This is a genomic window from Micromonospora sonchi (assembly GCF_014646235.1).
In the GTDB taxonomy this organism is placed as follows: Bacteria; Actinomycetota; Actinomycetes; order Mycobacteriales; family Micromonosporaceae; genus Micromonospora; species Micromonospora sonchi.
In genome coordinates, this window is the sequence record NZ_BMNB01000037.1 from 1 (window position 1) to 16009 (window position 16009).

13 protein-coding genes are annotated in these 16009 nt (G+C 68.7%); 5 read left to right on the forward strand and 8 right to left on the reverse strand.

Translation table 11 applies throughout. The annotated features are described in order from the left end of the window. Positions 1-300 precede the first annotated feature (300 nt). Positions 301-1443, forward strand: a complete 1143-nt coding sequence (locus IEY61_RS27020; RefSeq protein ID WP_189049323.1) for an exonuclease SbcCD subunit D — start codon at positions 301-303, stop codon at positions 1441-1443. Continuing rightward, on the forward strand, positions 1443-4493 hold the full coding sequence (locus tag IEY61_RS27025) for an AAA family ATPase (RefSeq protein WP_268240695.1): 3051 nt from the start codon (positions 1443-1445) through the stop codon (positions 4491-4493). The genes IEY61_RS27020 and IEY61_RS27025 overlap by 1 nt, the downstream gene beginning before the upstream one ends. Before the next feature lie 425 nt (positions 4494-4918). On the opposite strand, the gene IEY61_RS27030 is transcribed toward IEY61_RS27025, so the two are convergent. From IEY61_RS27030 to IEY61_RS27065, 8 genes are read right to left on the reverse strand one after another with little or no spacing between them, the layout of a single operon-like run. Then, positions 4919-5770, reverse strand: a complete 852-nt coding sequence (locus IEY61_RS27030) for an HpcH/HpaI aldolase/citrate lyase family protein (protein ID WP_189049327.1) — start codon at positions 5768-5770, stop codon at positions 4919-4921. A 13-nt stretch (positions 5771-5783) separates the two neighbouring features. Then, positions 5784-7241: a dihydroorotase gene (locus IEY61_RS27035; RefSeq protein WP_229706478.1), complete on the reverse strand. Its 1458-nt coding sequence runs from the start codon at positions 7239-7241 to the stop codon at positions 5784-5786. Then, the gene (locus tag IEY61_RS27040; RefSeq protein ID WP_189049331.1) at positions 7241-8683 is read right to left on the reverse strand and encodes an MmgE/PrpD family protein; all 1443 of its coding nucleotides are present in this window, start codon (positions 8681-8683) and stop codon (positions 7241-7243) included. The genes IEY61_RS27035 and IEY61_RS27040 overlap by 1 nt, the downstream gene beginning before the upstream one ends. Then, complete coding sequence (locus tag IEY61_RS27045; protein ID WP_189049333.1) at positions 8676-9524, reverse strand: cyclase family protein; 849 nt, start codon at positions 9522-9524, stop codon at positions 8676-8678. Before IEY61_RS27045 ends, IEY61_RS27040 begins: the two co-directional genes overlap by 8 nt. Positions 9525-9574: 50 nt before the next feature. Continuing rightward, positions 9575-10798 carry a CaiB/BaiF CoA transferase family protein gene (locus tag IEY61_RS27050; protein ID WP_229706479.1) on the reverse strand — a complete coding sequence of 408 codons (1224 nt, stop codon included), beginning with the start codon at positions 10796-10798 and terminating at the stop codon, positions 9575-9577. A 32-nt stretch (positions 10799-10830) separates the two neighbouring features. Then, positions 10831-11496 carry an SDR family NAD(P)-dependent oxidoreductase gene (locus IEY61_RS27055; protein WP_189049337.1) on the reverse strand — a complete coding sequence of 222 codons (666 nt, stop codon included), beginning with the start codon at positions 11494-11496 and terminating at the stop codon, positions 10831-10833. Beyond that, entirely contained in the window at positions 11493-12155 is a 663-nt protein-coding gene (locus IEY61_RS27060; protein WP_189049339.1) for a carboxymuconolactone decarboxylase family protein, read from the reverse strand. Before IEY61_RS27060 ends, IEY61_RS27055 begins: the two co-directional genes overlap by 4 nt. After that, a complete protein-coding gene (locus IEY61_RS27065; protein ID WP_189049341.1) occupies positions 12152-12961 on the reverse strand; it encodes a hypothetical protein in 810 nt (269 codons plus the stop codon). The genes IEY61_RS27060 and IEY61_RS27065 overlap by 4 nt, the downstream gene beginning before the upstream one ends. A 185-nt stretch (positions 12962-13146) precedes the next feature. Here IEY61_RS27065 and IEY61_RS27070 point away from each other — a divergent pair, with 185 nt between their 5' ends. From IEY61_RS27070 to IEY61_RS27080, 3 genes are all read left to right on the forward strand, one after another. Beyond that, positions 13147-13896 (forward strand): maleate cis-trans isomerase family protein, encoded by a 750-nt coding sequence (locus tag IEY61_RS27070; RefSeq protein WP_373293224.1) that lies wholly within the window; start codon positions 13147-13149, stop codon positions 13894-13896. Between the two features lie 157 nt (positions 13897-14053). Next, a complete protein-coding gene (locus IEY61_RS27075) occupies positions 14054-14803 on the forward strand; it encodes a maleate cis-trans isomerase family protein (RefSeq protein ID WP_189049345.1) in 750 nt (249 codons plus the stop codon). A gap of 47 nt (positions 14804-14850) precedes the next feature. Then, positions 14851-15966 (forward strand): ABC transporter substrate-binding protein, encoded by a 1116-nt coding sequence (locus tag IEY61_RS27080; protein ID WP_189049347.1) that lies wholly within the window; start codon positions 14851-14853, stop codon positions 15964-15966. The last annotated feature ends 43 nt before the right edge of the window (positions 15967-16009 follow it).

Below are 16009 nucleotides of genomic sequence, written 5' to 3' on the forward strand. Positions count from 1 at the left end.
ACAGCCCCGGACGCGGAGAACCGGCGCACCCGCAGCGACACGCGACCAACCCACACCCACCACAGGCAGACAAAACGGTCAAGCCGAAACCGTCAAGCAGGGATCAAAACTCTCTGACGAATCGAGGGTAAGGGTGGCAGCAGCCCGCTACACGCGAATCATCGAGGTTTGCGGTTCTCGGTCTTCCCTGATACCAGAAGATTCGCGTTTGGGTAGCCGGGACACACCCGATCTTCGGGTGGGAGTGTGGTCGGCTGAGTTGATGTGCTGCGGTCGATGCATGTCTTAGCGTCACCGGTCGTGCGATTCCTTCACACCTCGGACTGGCATCTGGGTCGCCATCTGCACGGTCTCAGCCTGCACGATGCGCACCAGGCATTCATTGATCATCTGGTCGAGATCGTTCGTAGTGAACGGATCGATGCCGTGCTCATTGCCGGTGACCTTTACGACAGGGCGGTGCCGCCGCCTGACGCGGTCGGTCTCTGGGACCAGGCCCAGACCCGGCTCGTGTTGGAGGCACAGACGCAGGTAGTCGTCATCGCCGGCAACCATGACTCGCCGGCTCGGTTGGGTGTCAGTTCCCGGTTGCTGGAGCGAGCCGGTGTCCACGTGCGCGTGGGCACGGGTGCGGTTGGCACGCCGGTACTCCTTGAGGATGAGCAGACGAGAGTCGCTTGCTACCCGATACCGTTTCTCGAACCAGCCTCGGCGGTAGCCGACTGGGGAATCGAGGATCGGAGCCATGCTGCGGCCCTGCGTGCCGCAATGAAAAGGGTCCGGGCGGATCTGGCCGGCCGCGCCGGACACCGGTCTGTCGTCATGGCGCATGCTTTCGTCTTCGGTGGGCAGGGCTGTGACACCGAGCGGGACATCAGTGTGGGTGGCGTGCAGCATGTACCCAGCGGGGTCTTCGAGGGCGTCGACTACGTGGCGCTTGGGCACTTGCATGGCCGCCAGCGTCTGGCCGACGGGCTGCGGTACAGCGGTTCGCCGTTGGCTTTTAGTTTTTCCGAGGCTGCTCACGTCAAGTCGTCCTACCTTGTGGACTTCAATGACGGGCTGAGCCGGGTCGAGGAGATTCCTGCCCCGGTCCCAAGGCGGATGGCCCGGCTCACGGGCAGCATCGAGGAGCTGTTGAACAGCCCCGTCTACAGCGAGTATGAGCAGTGCTGGGTCGAAGCGACCTTGACCGACCAGGTGCGACCGGTTTCGCCGCATGAGCGGCTCAAACGCCGGTTCCCACATCTGCTGAAGCTCGTCGTGCCGAGCCTGACCGCTGACGTGGGAAGCCGGGACCTCGCCGACCTTGATCGACTGGCGCCCGTCGAGGTGGCGCTCGACTTCGTCACCGAGGTACGCGGTCGACCCGCCGACGGCGACGAGGTCGACCTGCTGCACCGCGCCTTTGACGAACTGCGCCGCTTGGAGGCGACCAGCTGATGCGACTTCACCGGCTGACCATGACCGCGTTCGGACCGTTTCCCCAGACGGTCAGCGTCGACTTCGAGGCGCTCGCGGTTGACGGCTTGTTCCTGATCCACGGTGACACCGGTGCGGGAAAGACCACGATTCTGGACGGGATCTGCTTCGCGTTGTACGGAGCCGTACCCGGCGCACGAGACGACGCCAGGTCGCTGCACTCCCACCACGCCGACGCTGGCTGCGGCCCACGTGTCGAACTGGACGTCACCCTGACCAACAGGCGACTGTTGATCACACGTACCCCGGAATGGAACCGTCCCCGTAGACGCGGTACCGGAACCACCCGCGAACGGGCACATGTCGAGATCGTCGAGCAGCGACCGGATGGTACCCAGTCGTTCGTCACCCGTGATCACCGGGAAGTCGCCGACCTGACCACGGCGGAGATTGGCCTTGACGTCCACCAGTTCTGTCAGGTGATACTGCTGCCCCAAGGCGGGTTCGCCAGATTCCTGCAGGCATCTCCCGACGACCGGCAAGAACTCCTGCGCCGCCTCTTCGACATCGAGATCTTCACTCGCGCCGAGCGTTGGCTGGCCGAGCACCGTACGCAACTCGGCCAGCAGGAACGTTCGGCCCTCGGCTCGATTCGTGACCTGGCGCAGCGCTTCGCCGAGGTGGTCAAGGAGGAAGTGCCGGCGGATCTCGACAAGCCCGAGGCCTTGGTCGAGCTGAGCACATGGGCTGCCTCGCACCGAGCCCGGTTCGATGAGCTGGTCGAAGCCCTGACCCAGCAGGTGGCTGCGGCCTCGGCAGCGGAACAGCGCCTCGACCAGACCCGGCAGGCAGCCGTGACCCTCGCCGGGCAGCAACGCGAGTACCATACGGCGATCCAGCAGCGCGACGAATTGACAACGCGTACGCCCGAGCGTGAACAGTGGAAACACCAGCTTGACCTCGCCCGCGCGGCAGCGGCGCTGAAGCCGTACCTCGACCAGGTCGACCGCCGATACAACCACCTGGACCTGCTCCGTCGGGCGGCGGTCGCACACCTCGAATCCCTGCCCGCTGACGTAGTGGTCCTGCCGGACCGTACCTCGTCGCCTGACTCGGGCAGTTGGGACGACATCAATGTAGCCGACCTCGACCCGGAGGCACTGGCCGGCGCTGAAGAGGGCCGAACCGCGCAACTTCATCAGACCCAAGGCGCACTCGACAGCGAGGCCCAACGGGCCAAACTGAGGCGGCAGCGGACAACGGCCAGCAAGAAGCTTGAGGATCTGGCCAGCAGAAGCGAGAAGATCAACACCCTCCTCGCCGAGTTGCCAGTCCAGCGTGCGGAGCTTGCCGCCCAACAGGAGCAAGCCCTTGCTGTGGCCGTTGGTCGGAAAGCTGCCGAACTAGTGCTGGCCGAAGCGCAGAAGCAGGCCAAAATGTGCAAGCGGCGCGACGACCTCGCCGGGCAACTCACGACCGCCGAGGAGCAACGCCGTGCCGCCACCGACAGCCACCAGGTTGCGGTGGCCCGGCACCTCGACATACGGCAGCGCCGACTCGCCGGCATGGCTGCGGAACTCGCCAGTGAGCTGCGGCCTGGACAACCCTGCGGGGTGTGCGGCTCCCCGGAACACCCCGATCCCGCGCGGGCCGCAGCCGATGCCGTCTCTGCCGCTGACGAGAAACTCGCCGAGACTGAGGCCGGCGAGCGGCTCAATGGCCGTCAAAGCGCCGAGATCGCCGTCGAACGCATCAATGCCCAGCTGAAGGAAATCATTGATGCGGTCGGCGACCTGATGACAGCCCAGGCGACGTTGAAGGTCACCGAGGCGCGCCGGACGGTCCGGACTGCCACCGAGGCAGCAAAACTGGCCGAAGAACTCGGCGCCCAACTGGAAACACTCGACGTGTTGCTGGCCGACCAGAACCGCGAGGCCGCCGAAGTCGACCGGGACACGGCAGCAGCGACCACCCAACAGAGCACACTGACCGAGCAGATCACCGAACTCACCGCAACCATCGACGCCATCCGCGGCGAGGACAAGAGCCTCCAGCTACGGGTGGCGCGACTGACCCAGGAACTCGCTCAGATCAAAGCCGCAGCGACCAGTCTAGGGGAGTGGCGACAGGCAGCAAAGGAACTGACCGACGCCCACCGGGAGGCACATCACCACCTGCGCCAGTCACAGTTCGCCGACGCCGTGGCAGCGCGTAGCGCAGCCCTAGCCGAGCCCGCGACGCTCGAGCTGCAGGAGCGAATCGACGCCTTCGACAGCGAATACAGCAAGATCACAGGACGAGTGCAGGACCCCACCCTGCTCGCGGCCGCACACGAACCACCCCCAGACGTCGAGGGCAGCGAACAGGCCTACCAAACGGCGAAACGCCATGCCACCGAACTGCACACCCAGCGTGACCTTGCCGCCGGGCAACACGATCGCCTGAAGCAGTTGGGCCCCGACCTGGACAACGCCCTCGCCCAATGGAAGCCCATCCGCACGGCCTACGAGATCGCCAACCGCCTCGCCCAACTCGTCGAAGGCAAGAGCACCGACAGCAACACCCGGATGACCCTCACCACCTATGTACTGACTCAACGGTTCCGGCACGTCGTGACGGCCGCGAACACCCGCCTCGGGCAGGTCACCTACAACCGCTATTTGTTGCGCCACGTCACCGAGGCAGACACCGGCCGCCGCGCCGGACGGAACGGCCTCGGCCTAGCAGTCGTTGATGCGTGGACCGGCCAGGAACGCCGCCCGGCCACGCTCTCCGGCGGAGAAACCTTCCTGGTCTCGCTGTGTCTCGCCCTCGGCCTCAGCGATGTCGTCCTGGCCGAGGCAGGCGGCACCCAACTCGGTAGCCTCTTCGTCGACGAAGGCTTCGGCAGCCTCGATCAAGAGGCGCTCGATCAGGTGCTCGACGCGCTCGACGCCCTCCGCTCCGGCGGCCGGACCGTCGGACTCGTCAGCCACGTCGCGGAACTACGCAGGCGCATCCCATCGCGCCTACACGTGCGCAAAACCGCCACTGGCTCCTCCGTGGTCGTCGAGGCTCAGGTACTCGACTGAGATCACCGCCGCCGGTCGAGTGGCTCTCATTTGGCCTGCGCAGTCCCGGGAGGACCTTCCGGTCGGCGGCAGGTGCTGTGATGTGGACCGGCGACCCGCGTTCGTTAGATGGAGAGCAGGAGGTCTGCTCTGCCTCAGCCTGGGATGGTCAGCGGGGTGAATCGTCTGGTTCCGTTGATGACACGAGGTCGGCCAGTGACGCCGCAGGCGGAGAATCCGCCTGCGGCGCACCAGCGCACCGTCTTGTCGCTACCAGCATCCGCCCGGATCTGCCCATGCCAGAGCGCGGCCTATCCGTGCACTCGGCTGCGCTCAGACGGCATATGTCTTCATGAAGAATTTTGACATGTCCAATATGAGGCAATGCAGGCATGATGAGTGCGTTGAGGGGCAGGCTGGCCGCTTGTGATCGTCGGTGTTGGCGATCAGGTGGCGCGGCCGAGGATGTCGCGGGCGGTACGGGCAACGGCAGCGTCGATCATCCTGCCGTCGGCGTCGACGGCGACGCCGAGGCCGGCCTCGACCGCGTCGGAGAGGCGTGCGACGAGGTCAAGGGCGCCGGCGACCTCCTCGGGGGAGGGTGTGAAGACCTCGTTGATGACGGGCACCTGGGCGGGGTGGATCGCGGTGCGGGCCCGGAAACCCTGGCGGAGCAGGATCCGGGTGCTCCGATCGAGGCGGTCGGCATCGCGTACCGCCGTCTCGACCGGACCGACGGGCGGTGCGAGGCCGGCCGCCGCCGAGTGGAGGACCACCTTGGCCCGCAAAGACCACAGCTCCTCCTTGTCGGGACCGGGCCGCAGGCCCAACTCGGCGGCAAGGTCCGCCTCGCCGAGGCCGAGTCGGCAGACCCGCGGCGCGGCGGCGACCCGGTCCAGGGCGATCACACCGCGCGCTGTCTCCAGCAGCGCCAGCACCCGGATGGCGCCGGGGGGCAGCGCGCGCTCCGACTCGGCCCGCCCGAGTGCCGCCGCAACCTCAGCGAGCAACTCCGGTTCGGCCTTGGGTATGACCACGCCGTGCAGGGCCGGGCACGTTACCGCCGCGATGTCGGTGGCGGCCGAGTCTGCGTTGATCCGCACCCACCACTCGCCGTCGCGGTGCGGTGGGTCTGCCAGGAGCGCGGCGACGCTGTCCCGGGCGGCGGACTTGCCCGCCGGCGGGACAGCGTCCTCCAGGTCGCAGATCACCGCGTCGGCCACGCCCGCGGCGGCCTTGGCGAGCTTCCTCGGCTCGTTTCCGGGGGCGTACAGGTAGCTGCGGGGCGTACGGGTCATCTCGGTGCTCCGGTCACGCCGGCCGAGCCAGATAACGCCCGCGCGGAGCGCCGATGACCTTGCCTGCTTCCAGCACCCGCTCGCCGCGTAGGAAGGTGTCGGTGACCTGGGCGGTCAGCTCGATGCCCTCGAACGGGGTGTAGTCCTGCGTCGACTCGGAGTCGGCGGCGCGGACGGTCCAGGTGTGGTCCGGGTCCACCAGGCAGAAGTCCGCGTCGAAGCCTTCGGCGATGTCGCCCTTGGTGCGCAGCCCGAAACGCTTGGCCGGGTTCCACGCGGTCAGCTCCGCGATGCGGTGGTACGGCAGGCCGCGGCGCGCGCCCTCTGAGACCAGGCCGGGCAGCAGGTACTCGGCGCCGCCGAAGCCGGACTTCGCCAGGAACACATCGTCGCGGGGATCGCCGAACTTCACCTCGTCGCGGCAGCAGGCGTGGTCGCTGACCACCCAGTCGATCTTACCGTCCAGGACGTACTCCCAGAGGGCCTCGACGTCCTCGCGGGGCCGGATCGGCGGGTTCACCTTGGCTCCCACATCAGGCGCGGTGTCGATATCAGTGAGCAGGTGGCCGATGGTGACCTCCCGGCGGAAGTCGATGTGCGGGAAGGCCTGCGACATTCGGACGGCGGCGTCGACGGCCTTGCGCGACGAGAGGTGCAGCAGGTTGATCGTCGGCAGCTGGGTTTCGTGAGCAAGGTACGACGCGATGCTGATCGCGAGGCCTTCGGAGTGCGGCGGTCGGGAGGCGTGGTACGCCGCGAGCCCGGATAGGGACCCGTCCTCCTCCACCATTCGGGTGTACGCGTTCATGATCTCGGCTGTTTCGCAGTGCAGCGACAGCGAGATCTCGTCGGCTAGCTCGGGGAACCGCTCCCGGGCCGCCTGCACGCCACGCATGACGAACTCGAAGTGCGCGTAGTCGTACCGCTCGTCCTCGGGAATCATCAGGAAGCTGCTCTGGTCGGCCGAGCGTCCGTGCAGGCCGTGGCTGCCGTAGAACATGAAGACCTTGAACGACGTGACCCCGTGTTTGTCGATCAGCTCGGGGATCTCCGTGATGTGCTGCTTCGACATCGGCGCGAGGTGGAAGGTGTAATCCACATAGCTCCGCTCGGCGGTGGCGGCGAGCACCTCGGGGAAGAAGTCGGCATACGCGCCGCCCCGGTTGAGGTAGTACTGCCCGGTGCGCATGTACGTGATCGCGGAGGTCACCCCGCCCTGGGCGCAGGCCCGGCTCTCCGTGGCCGCATCCTGGTCGAGCGGGTTGTAGATCCCCCAGTGCTGGTGCGCGTCGACCACACCGGGGAAGGCGAGCTTGCCGCCGCCGTCGACCACCGTGCGGGCCAGCGCCCGGTCGATGCCGGCGGCGACCTGGACGATGCGGCCGTCGCGGACGGCGATGTCCACCTGCCGCGGCATGGTCCACGCGTGCCGCACCACGCGTACGTTCGTCACGAGCAGGTCAAAGGACATCATGGGCTCCTCCGTAGGGTGAGTGGGTCGGGATTCAGGCGGGCCAGTGTGCGTGGGATCTCGTCAACGGAGTCGAGGTCGTCGAGACGCAGCACCAGGTCCTCGACCCGGCGTGCCGTCTCGTCGGTGAGGCGACCGGCGACGTTCTCCCGGAACTTGACTGCGAGTTCGTCGTCGGTGAGCGGGTGCTGCGGGCCACCCCGGTTCGCCAGCACCTCCTCCGTCCACTCCCGCCCGTCGTCGGTCCGGACCGTGACGATCGCCGGGAACTGGTACGGGAAGATGGCGTCGCAGCGTTCGTCGGCGAGAACGTTCACCGTGGCCATCAGCGCTCGGCGGCGTGGATCGCGGGCAAGGTCGTCGGTGTAGTCGGCCAGCCCGACACCGAGCCCGGAGCCGCCGAGGAGACCGGCGACCACCGCGTACGGACCGGAAAACTGGGCCTGGTATCCGGTGTCCGGAGCACGTTTGACCTCGATCGGCTGGCCGATGGTGCGGATCACCGCCGCCGGGACCCGGAGGTCGATCCGCGTGATCCGGTCCACCGGCACGCCGCGCTCGCGCATCCGCAGCCCGGCATCGATTGCCGCGTGGGTGAAGTGGTTCGCGGGATACGGCTTGAAGAAGATGTCCGGCACCGACCAGAGCTCACCCAACCCGTCGGAGACCTGGTCGAGGTCGACCTCGCCACGCAGGAACGCCCGGAAGAAGCCGAACCTGCCCTCCAGCACAGTGGGCGGGCCGGTGAAGCCACGGCGCACGAGCTGCGCGGCGGTGATCGCGGAGTGGGCCGCCCAACCGCAGTGCAGCCGCTTCACCGTGCCCCCGGTCCGGTTCGCCTCGATGATGCCGGCGGCGAAGGAGGCGGTCAGGCCGAGGGTGTGCGAAACGCCCTCGGCGTCGAGCCCGAACAGCAGCGCCGCCGAGACGGCACCCCCCATCGCGCCGCAGATGGAGGTGGCGTGCTGGCCGTGCTCGAAGAAGACGGAGTTGCCGAGCTTCCGGTCGTAGCCGGCCATGCCGAGCCGGACGGCCACCTCCAATCCGGCCGCCACCGCCGCTGCCAGCTGCTCCCCGGTGGCGCCTGCCGCCTGCGCGGCCGCCAGCGCGGCCGGCACCACGGCAGCGCTCGGGTGCAGCACCGACGGCAGGTGCGTGTCGTCGTAGTCGAGCGAGTGGGCCAGCACCCCGTTGGCGAAGGCGGCCTGTGCGGCCGGCACCGCTTCGGGCAGGCCGACCGCGTGCGCCTCGGGCCGACCGCCCTGCTCCGCGACGAACCCGACCGCTGCGGCGCTGGTCGGCAGCCGGTGTGCGGCGACACAGAGTCCCAACACGTCCAGCACCCGTTGGCGGACACTGTGCCGGACATCGTCGGGAAGCCCGGTACGCATGGTGGCGGCGGCGAACGCGGCGAGCTGTTCGGCCAGCGTGGTCTCAGCCATTGCCGACCACCGCCAGCGGGCGGACCGGGGAGCCGGTCGCGCCGAAGAGCGGGAGCGGCGCCAGGACCAGGGTGAACTCGTGCACACCGGCGGCAGCGAGTTCCTCGAGCGCCATCGCCTCGATGATGTAGACCCCGCGTTCCACCAGGAGCACCCGGTGCGCCGGGAGCACGCTGTGCCCCGCTCCAGGACGTAGGCATTCGAAGGCGATCGTGTCGGCGCCGACCGCGTGCACTCCGTGGTCGGCGAGCCAGACGGCCCCGGCCTCGCCCACACCGGGCACGCCTGACGTGAGCCCGACGTAGACGGTGCGGTCGGCGTGGTCGAAGAACCGGCCCCAGCCGCTGCGCACCAGGACGATGTCGCCGGCGCCGATCGGCGTGTCCTGAGCCGCCTCGGTTGCGGCAAGGTCGTCCGGGGTGATTTCGTAGCCGGCCGGGCAACCTTCGCCGGCGCTGAGCGCCCGGGGCACGTCGAGCAGCACGCCGCGACGCACCATCGGGGCGATCGTGTGTGCGCCCAGCTCCACGTACCTGCCGCCCCGGCCCGCCTCGACCGCGTCCGCCCCGCCGTACAGCCGGCCGTGGTGCGACACGTGGGCGAGCGCGTCGATGTGCGTACCCACGTGTGTGCCCATGGTGATCATGTCGTTGGCGGCGGAACCGCCGTCGGACCGGACCATGTCCCCGTGCCGGCGCGGAAGAGAGTGCCAGTAGGCGGGGTGGTTGGGAGACTGGGGCATGCCGACGGAGAGCGGACGCCCGAGGTCGTAGACGCTCACCCCGCAGCGGACGGCCGCGAGCAGCGGATCGGCGACGGGGGCATTGGTGGGGGGTATCACGCGATGGTTCCTCACTTTTCCGAAATCGAACGACCGACCACAGGGGGCGGTCAGGCGACGACCTTGCGCTCGCGCAACTCGGCCAGGAGCTCGGGTGGGCAACCCAGCTCGGTGACCAGCAGCTCGTCGGTGTCGGCGCCGAGGGGCCGTCCGGTGAACCGGATCCGCCCCGGCGTCTCCGACATTCGCCACATCACGTTGTGCATGCGTACCGGGCCCAGGTCGTCGTCCAGCACCGTCGTGATCATCTCGGTCGCCCGGACGTGCTCGTCCTCGATCAGGTCACGGGCGTCGTAGACCGGTGCGACCGCCGCGCCGGCTGCGGTGAACTCACGCACCACCTCGTCCCGGGTGCGGTCGCCGATCCACGCGCCCACGTACCCGTCGAGGAGGTCGGCGTGCGCAGCCCGGCCCCGGCCGGAGCGGAACCACGGCTCGTCGATGACCTCGGGGCGGCCGACCAGGCGGAGTACCCGCTCGGCGATCGCCTGAGCACTGGTGGAGACGGCGACCCAGCGCCCGTCACGGGTCCGGTAGGTGTTGCGTGGAGCGTTGTTCGTCGACCTGTTGCCATGCCGCTGCGGCACGACGCCGAGCTGGTCGTACGCCGTCGGTCCGGGACCCACCGCGGCCATGATGGGCTCCAAGAGGCTGAGGTCGACGACCTGCCCGCTGGCCCCGTGGGCCGCGCGTGCGTAGAGGGCCATGACCGTGGCCGAGGAGGCGGCGATGCCGCAGATGCTGTCGGCGAGGCCGAACGCGGGCAGCGTCGGTGGGCCGTCCGCCTCGCCGGTCAGGTGCGCGAAGCCGCTCATCGCCTCCGCCAGCGTGCCGAACCCGGGCCGGGCGGCGTAGGGGCCGGTCTGACCGAAGCCGGTGATCCGGACGATCACCAGGCCGGGGTTGACCTCGTGCAGCCGTTCGGGGCCGATGCCCCACCGCTCCAACGTCCCGGGGCGAAAGTTCTCCACCACGACATCCGCACTGGCGACGAGCCGCAGGAAGAGGGCCGCACCGTCCGGATCAGACAAATTGAGTCCGACAGTGCGCTTGTTGCGTGAGATTTCCTTCCACCACAGGGGCACGCCGTCCTTGGCCTCGCCGTGACCGCGCATACTGTCGCCCGAGACAGGGTGCTCGATCTTGATGACGTCGGCGCCGAAGTCACCGAGCAGTTGGCAGCAGAGCGGCCCGGCCAGGATCGTCGAGACGTCGAGCACCCGGATGCCGTGCAGCGGGCCGTGCCGATCCTCCGCCGTGTCCCTTTGAATCACCGCTGGTCCCCTCCCCATTCGTGCCGACCGGGTCATGCCGTCCACAGTCCGCCGTTGACATCGACCGTGGCGCCGTTGATGTAGCTCGCCCTGTCGCTCAGCAGGAACGCGATCGCCTCGGCGATCTCCGCCGGTTCGGCGGCCCGGCCGAGCGGAACCTGGCCGACCAGATCTGCCATCTCCCTCGGGGAGAGGCGCTCGGTCATCGCCGAGCGCACCGGCCCGGGCGCGACCGCGTTGGCCCGCACACCCCGGCCGCCGAACTCCTTGGCGATGTTGCGGGTCAGCGCCAGCACGCCCGCCTTCGCTGCGGCGTAGGCCGGCCCGGACAGGGCGTTGCCGCCGTGTCGCCCATTTACTGAGCCCATCAGCGCGATGGCGCCGCCGCCGGTGGCCAGCATCCCCGGCAGCACCGCCCGGACCACGGTGAAGGAACTGGTCAGGCTGTCGTCGAGAATGTCGCGCCACTGCCCCGGCGAGACATCCAGAAGGCCGCCGTAGCCAACCGACCCGGCCACGTGCGCCAGCCGGGTCGGTGGCCCGGGCAGCCCGTCCAGGAACTCCTGGACCTGGCGCGGGTCGGCGGCGTCCACGCCGTCGGCCCGGTCGAGGACGTACACCATGAGGCCGTCCCGGCGTAGGGCGTCGACCACGGCGGATCCGATCGCCCCGCGGCCCCCGACCACCAGCGCGGTCATGATCGGCGGGTCCGGGTGTTGATGCCGGTCAGGTCGGCGGCGGGCGTGACCCGACCGGAGTCGATGGCAGAAAGCCACAGGTCGGTGGCCCAGAGCAACGCGTTGGCCCCGCGCGGCAGCAGCAGGTAGCTGATCGCCTCAGCCACGTCCCGCTCCTCGGCCCCGGCCGCGTACAGCCGGTCGAGGTGGTGAAGGAACGGCTCCTCCTGCTGGTGCACCGCGTGCACCACCACCGCGACGAGGTCGACCTCGCGCGTCGACAGGTCCGGCGCAGCGGCGGCGAGGAGGGTGCGGTACTGCGCGATGCCGTCCATCGGCAGCGCGTGCGCCCAGGCCCGGGTGGCGAAAGAGATCGGCCGCCAGGCGGCGGCGACGCCGGCCAGCCTGATCGCCTGTGACATCTCGTCGGCGGTCAGCCCGGCGGCGAAGCCGCGCTCCACGTGCAGCGTGCCCACCGCCTCCTCGTCGGCGACGAGGAGGCCCACCCAGATCAGCTCCCGTTCCCGGGCCGAGAGGTGGCGCGCGTCGAGGGTGAAGCGGCGGTAGAGCCTCAGGTAGGCGTCGAGAAATCCGGGCTCGGTGCGGGCGTAGAGCTCGTGGTACGAGAGCGTGTAGCCGCGCTCGGCTCGGATGCGGGCGATCTGGTCGAGCTGGCTCATCGCGGGGCCGGGGTGAGGCTCGGCGTCAACGAGTCGTCGTGGTCGTAGAAGGCGGGGATGAGACTGTCGAGGTCGTGGCCGGGCAACGGCTCGCGGTAGTCGGTGCTACCGAAGTCGTTCTTCCGGATCAGGGAGAAGTTGCCGTTGCGGCTGTAGAGCGGGCCGTGCCAGGTCTGCGGGCTGCGGAAGAAGTAGCCGCCGGGCTTGACCACACCGCGGCGCCCCATCATCAGGTCGCCAGCGATCTTGAAGGACTCCTCGTAGACGGGGTGTTTCTCCTCGTTGAGCGCGGTGTAGCCGGGCAGCATGCCGACGATGAAGACGATGCCCGCCTCGTCGCGGCGCAACCACCGGATCCGGACGTCGGCCGGCTGCGGCTCGTCACCGCGCCAGCTCATCGAGGCCCACTCGTCGCGGCTTTCGTGCAGCACCGTGAGCGCGCCTGTGCCCTGCCCAGGTGCGAAGTCCGGTGCACCGTGCGGTCCGAAGAAAAGTACCGTTCGACCTACGCCGGGGACCCAGTCGATCTCGGTCATCGCCTGGGCGTGCACGTACGTGCCCGGGGCGTACGGCTGGTCTTTCACGGTGCCGCGACCGGTGAGCACGTAGAAGTCGCACGCGACGCGGAGCACGCCGCGCTGCCGGTTGGTGATGGCCAGCAGGTCGGTGCGGGCCCCGTCCTCCTCGTCCACGGAGAGGGTCTTGCGCAGGCCGCCGCCGTGGCCGGCCCCGAAGAATCCACCCGGGACCGGGGCCCAGGGCAGGTCATGGGTTGAGATGAAGTCGGCGTCCGGACGATTCCACATGTCAGGCCTTCACACCTTTGCCTCGGAGTGCCCGGGATGTCGGCACGGAACGGCTAGCGTTCCGGTCATGCGAACGACGGTTTCCCAGGCGGAACTGACTGGATACTGTCGTGCGACGACCCGGGCTGTCAACGGCCCGGGCGATCCACTTGTTCGAATCAACAACTGGAAGGTGGGTGGCCCTCATGGGTGTCGAACCGGACCGGAGCGACACGGCGGGGAGTGGCGGAGGTGGCGTCGGTGCGCTGGTCCCGCCGGAAAATCCAACGGTGGCGACCGAACTGCGTGCCCTGCTACCTGGGGATCTCGGCGTCCACATCGCGCCGCTACCGGTGATCCCAGGGACCTTGCGGGAGCGTCTGCTCGGCTACAACGACGCGCTCACCGCGACAGCGGGGACCATGCGCGCCGTCCAGCCCGACGTCGCCTATTTCGCCTGCACCGGATCGTCCTACCTCGTGGGTCCGGATCGCGACGCGGCGCTGCACGGCGCGATCGAGGCGGCGGGGGCCGGACGGGCCCTCACTGCGGCCCGGGCGATCCTGGAGACCCTGGCCGAACTGGAGCGCGAGCGGGTGCTGGTGATCTCGCCGTACCCGGGCTGGCTGACCGATCTCGCGGTCGCCCACTGGGGTGCCGCCGGGCTCGCGGTGGTGGACGTGCGGAAGGTGCCGGCACCGAACGGCATCTACGCCATCACCCCGGGCGAGGTTGCCCGGCTGCTGCGTGACCTGCGGCCCGACCCGGACGCGGCGGTGCTGCTCAGCGGCACCGGCATGCCGACGGTCGAGGCGATCGCGGAGGTCGGCGATGGACTTGGTGTGCCGGTGCTCTCGTCGTCGCTGGCGGCCGCGTACCGCGCCCTGCACCGCCTCCCGGGGGCAGGGGCGGTGCCGGCGTGCCTGGCCAACGACCTGGTCGGCCGCTGGCGCTGACCGCCGTCGGCCGTTTGTACCGGCTGCCGATCGACCCTTGACGGCGCTCGGGAGCAGCAACTAGCGTCCCGATATCCATAACCGGACCGGCGTTCCGCAGGGACGAACGACTCCAACTCCTCAGCTTGCGCCCTAGGACGGGGTCGCCAGGAGGGTGATGACCATGCACGGCTGGCGAGCCCGAATCGGATTGATCATTCCCCATGTCAACATGACGATGGAGCCCGAAATCAACTCCGTGCTGCCCAGGGGCGCGTCCGCCCACGCGGCGCGGATGGTGATTCCGCAGCTCGACCCCGAAGGCCTGGTCAGGATGGCCGAGGACGCCCTGCGCGCCGCAGATCAATTGTCCGAACTGGACGCCGATGTCGTTGTCTTCGGCTGCACATCCGGCAGCTTCGTCGGTGGCCAGGACCACGAATCAGACCTGGTGAAACGGATCGCTGGGCGAGTTGGTTGCCCAACGCTCTCCACATCGGGCGCCGGCGTCCAGGCTCTTCGCGCTCTCGGCGTCACCCGGGTCGCTGTTGCCACGCCCTACGACGACACCATCAACCAGCGGTTGGGCGCGTTCTTCGCCGCTCACGGCCTTGACGTGGTCAGCCTCGTCGGCCTCGGCCTACGGGAGCGCACCGCTCACTTCCCGCTCGCTCGCACACCGGTCTCGGCTATCGCGCAGCAGTCCGAGGAGGTCGTCTACCGGCTTGCTCGTGCCGCCGCCCGTCCTGACGTCGAGGCGTTGTTCATCAGTTGCACGAACCTGTCGACTCTCGGGCTTGTCGCCGAGCTCGAAAGCGACCTCTCAATTCCTGTGGTCACCGCCAACCAGGCCAGCTTCTGGGCTGCGTTCCGGGCGGCCGGCCTCGGCGACTCACCGGCCGCCTTCGGCTCCCTCGGCCGGTACTGATCCGCCACCACCTCATCCCCTAACACTCACCCCCTCCGGGAGTAGCCATGTCGTACGGAACACCCCTGTCCCGCCGCCACCTGTTCAGACTCGGTGCCCTGGCCGGCGCCGGCGGCCTGCTGGCCGCGTGCTCCCGCCCCGATGGCGCGCCGGCCGGTGGCGGCAACGCCAACGCTTCCTACACCACGATCCGGTCGACCGCCGTCTCCTACATCTGGGCTCCTTTCCTCATCGCGGAGGCGAAGGGCTACTTCGCCGAGGAAGGGCTGAACCAGAACGGCAAGGTCGCCGGCCAGGGCGTAGTGGCCAACATCGTCCTCGCCGGCGACGCCGATTTCGTCGTCGGTTCGCCGATGGACACCATGAAGTCCACCGCGGTGGGCCAGCCGCTGATCAGCTTCTGCGGCATGGTGACGACGCTGGCCACCAACATCGTCGTCAGCGCCGAGGCGTTCGAGAAGGCCGGCCTGACCGAAGCGAGCACCGCAGAGCAGCGCGGCGCGGCCATGCGCGGCATGCGGCTCGCCTCCACCGGCGTCGCCAGCACACCCGACCTGCTGATCCGGTACGTCTCCAGCAACCTGGGCAAGCTCGACCCCACCAAGGACCTCCAGATCGTGCCCATCCAGGGCGGAGGGTCGGCGATGCTCGCGGCGGTGCAGAACAAGCAGATCGACGGGATGGCAATCTCGTCACCGATCTCGGACCAGGCGATCTCCGACCTCGGCATGAAGTACCTCTTCGACATGTCGAAGGACCCGGTCGAACCGCTGGTCGGGTTCCCCTACATCGTGGCCTCCTGCAAGCAGGAGTTCCTGGAGAAGAACCCGGACGCCATCGGCGCGTACTGCCGGGCGATCCAGCGATCGCTCAACTTCATCAAGGCCGAGAAGGACGAGTTCCGCGACCTGCTCGCCGGGATCTTCACGGACATCAAGCCCGAGGTCTTCAAGACGGCGTTCGAGTCGAACTACCCGATCTACGGCGACAGCATCGTCCCGACCCCAGCCCAGTTCGAGCAGGCCAAGCAATTCGTCGTCACCGCGTTCGAGATCAACGGCAGCGTCAGCGAGGCGGAGGCCGCGAAGAAGATCGGCTTCGAGGACAGCTGGAACGCGAAGATCGCGCAGGAGGCCTTCGACAAGGTCGGCACATCCTACTGATTCCCACCGCCCACAGCCGGCCTGGCGCCGGCTCCTCGACCAG